At 72.5% G+C, this 3,014-nt stretch carries 3 protein-coding genes; all 3 read right to left on the bottom strand.

What is annotated here, in order from left to right:
* A partial coding sequence (locus VR44_RS18950) for a sigma-70 factor domain-containing protein (protein WP_281187156.1) occupies positions 1-874 on the bottom strand: 874 nt, incomplete at its 3' end.
* 308 nt (positions 875-1,182) lie between these two features.
* On the bottom strand, positions 1,183-2,070 hold the full coding sequence (locus VR44_RS18945; protein ID WP_094191744.1) for a FadR/GntR family transcriptional regulator: 888 nt from the start codon (positions 2,068-2,070) through the stop codon (positions 1,183-1,185).
* A 201-nt stretch (positions 2,071-2,271) separates the two neighbouring features.
* Positions 2,272-3,014 (bottom strand): hypothetical protein (locus tag VR44_RS18940; protein WP_045948724.1); only part of this gene is annotated, 743 nt, incomplete at its 5' end.

The following is a 3,014-nucleotide window of genomic DNA, read 5'->3' as shown; positions in this document are numbered from 1 at the left end:
GGTGGTTCTTGGCGCGGCGGCCGTCCTCGGCGATGATCTCCAGCTCGCGCTTGAGCTTGGGCGCCAGCTTGTCAGAGTTGGCCAGCTTGTCCTCGGCGAAGAGGCCCGCCTCGATGCGCTTGGCGAGCTCGACCTCCTGCTCCGCGTTGAGGAGGGGGACCTTGCCGATCTGCTTGAGGTAGTCCTTGACCGGGTCGGCGGTGGCGCCGGCCACCACGACCTGCTGGGCGGGGGCGTCGTCCTCGTCGTCGGAGATGACGAAGCCCTTGTTCTCCCCGCCCTCCTCCTCTTCCTCGGCCTCGGCCTTCACCGCGTCGGGACCCTCGTCGACGGCCTCTTCGTCGCCCTCGTCCAGGTCCTTCTTGGCGGCGGTCTTCTTGGCCGCGGTCTTCTTCGCGGCGGCCTTCTTCGCGGGCGCGGCCTTCTTGGCGGCCGTCTTCCGGGCTGTCGTCTTCTTCGCGACGGGCTCGGCCACGGGCTCCTCGGCGAGGGCGTCGGCGGCCTCGGGTTCCGTGGGCGCGGGCGCCGGCGGGACCTCGGCCGCGGCCGGGGCGGCGGCCGGTTTGGCCGCGACCGGCCTGGTCGTCGTACGCTTGGCGGGGGTCTTCGCTGCGACGCTCTTGCGTGGGGTGCGCTTGGGCGACTCTGCGGCACTGACCATCAGCGTCACACCCTCTTCCTCGAGGATCTGGTTGAGGCTGCGCAGGACATTCTTCCACTGGGTCGCAGGAATCTGGTCAGCCTCGAAGGCCCGACGCACGTCATCGCCGGCGATCTGCCCCTCGGCCTTGCCCCGCTCGATGAGCGCCATCACAGACTCGGATTCGGCGATCTCCGGCGGGAGCGTACGGGATGTGCTGGCCGACACGAACAACCTCTCGGAACGATGGGAACGGGTTCCGACCCCGGCCTGGTGCTGGACCGGAGCCGACGACCACCGACTGGGGATGGGCCGGGGGCGCGGGCAGGGGCCGGGGAGCTGCACAGCACCCCAAGGGCTGCTGTTTCCCTCCGTCGGCCATCACTGCTTAGGTCATCGCGCGACGTCGCAGAGCGTTACGCCCAATCTTCGTGGCCCAAGTCACACCGGGGTCGCGGCACCCCTCGCACACCGGTGTCGCCGGGCCCGAAGAACGGGCCCGGCGACCGGTGCAGCACCCCCACGCCCCCGTGCGCCGGGGGTCAGTGTTCGCGCGGGGCGGGCACCACGCGCTCGACCTCCGGATGCACCGTCAGGAGCTGGCGCATGGCGCTCTCGGCGCCGGCGCCGTCACCGGTGGCGAGGGCTTCGACCATCCGCGCGTGGTGGGCCACGCAGGTCTCGCTGGGGCGGTCGCAGGAGGTGATGGGGCTGCCGGAGACCTGGAGGGCGGCGGAGACGATCCCGGACAGGTGCTCCAGCATGCGGTTGCCGGCGACCTGGATCAGCAGCGCGTGGAACTCGTTGTCGGCGCGGGCGAAGGTGATCGCGTCACCCTGCCCGAGGGCGTGGCCCATGATCTCGACCATGTCGGACAGGCGCTGCTGGACGTCGGGGCGGCCGTGGCCGGCGGCGAGGCGGGCAGCGAGGGGCTCGATGGTCCAGCGGAGCTCGTTGAGCTCGCGGCGCTGGTCGTCGCGCTGGGGGCCGAAGGCGCGCCACTCGATGATGTCGGGGTCGAGGAGGTTCCAGTCGGCGACCGGACGGACCCGGGTCCCCACGTTGGGGCGGGCACTGACGAGGCCCTTGGCCTCCAGGACCCGCAGCGATTCGCGGACGACGGTGCGGGAGACCTCGAAGCGCTGGCCGATCTCCTCGGGGACCAGGGGCCGGTCCGCGCCGAGGTCGCCAGAGACGATCATCTGGCCGAGCTGCTGGACGAGTTGGCCGTGCAGTCCGCGGCCGCGGCTGCCGGCCGCCCGGCGGCCGACCCGGCTCAACTCGACGTCGGCGCCGTCCCAGTGGGGCGGTCCGGCCCGGTCGGCGCCGGAGGTCTCCGCGTAGGGGTAGCGGTCGAGTTCGCCCGGGCCGGCGAGGCCGGTGTCGGCATGGCGGGCGGCGGTCATCATGGTGTGCGCAAGGGTACTCACGAATCCTTTGTCGGCCGCGCCTCCACCGCCCTTGAGGTCTTTGGTGAAAAGCACACGAAAGGGTGATCGGTGCCACCTGCGCAATTGACGACTTATCGTAAAGAACCGGGCCTTTTGCGGGGAGTTGCGGTCCGCTTCGAGTGATCTGGAGCGAAGCGGTCTCCTCCGGTCGCCCCGAAGTCGGCTACCGCACCGGAACGATCACCAACGGACCCGACCGCGCAGTCCTGTGAACCCATAGGCGCACAACAGGACCATCAGCGACAACACCAGCGCGACACCCACGGGTTGGACCATCACCCGGAAGGCTCCCAGGACGTAGCGGTCCGTCTCCCCGGGCCACGGCGCCGATGCCAGACCGCGCAGCCGGGAGGCGAACCCGTGCGCGGGGTACGCGGAGGGTCCTTCCAGCGCCTTGCGCACCAGCGGTACGACCATCACCGGTACGGCGAGCACGGCGGCCAGGCCGGCCGAGGCGGAGCGGAACACCGCCGAGGCGAGCACCCCGGCCCAGGCGCAGCCGACCAGCAGGCCCGCCCAGCTCGCGGCGGGAACCACCCACTCCGGCCGGCTGCCCAGCGGGGCCCGGCCGAGGGCCCGGCCGAACACCAGCACGAGGGCGGCGGCGTCGGTGGCGGCGGCGAGGGCTCCGAGCAGCAGGGCCAGGGCGGCGCAGACCCCGAGCTTGGCGGTGAGCAGTCCGAGGCGGCGCGGGACGGTGCCCCGGTCGGCGGCGAGGGCGGGGTAGCGGTACTCCTCGCCGTAGGCCAGGGCGCCGAGCAGTCCCGCCCCGAGCGCGGCCGGGGGCAGCGGGGCCAGCTCGGGCCAGGCGGCGAGCACCCGGTCGCGCGGGGTGTGCCCGGCCCGGGCGAGTACCAGGGCGGTCAGGGCCGAGACGGCGACGACGAGGGCGGCGGTGAGGAAGGGGGCGGCGGTGCCGAAGA

It is taken from the genome of Streptomyces katrae (genome assembly GCF_000966975.1).
Lineage (GTDB): Bacteria > Actinomycetota > Actinomycetes > Streptomycetales > Streptomycetaceae > Streptomyces > Streptomyces katrae.
This window is presented reverse-complemented; position numbering and strand designations above follow the sequence as displayed.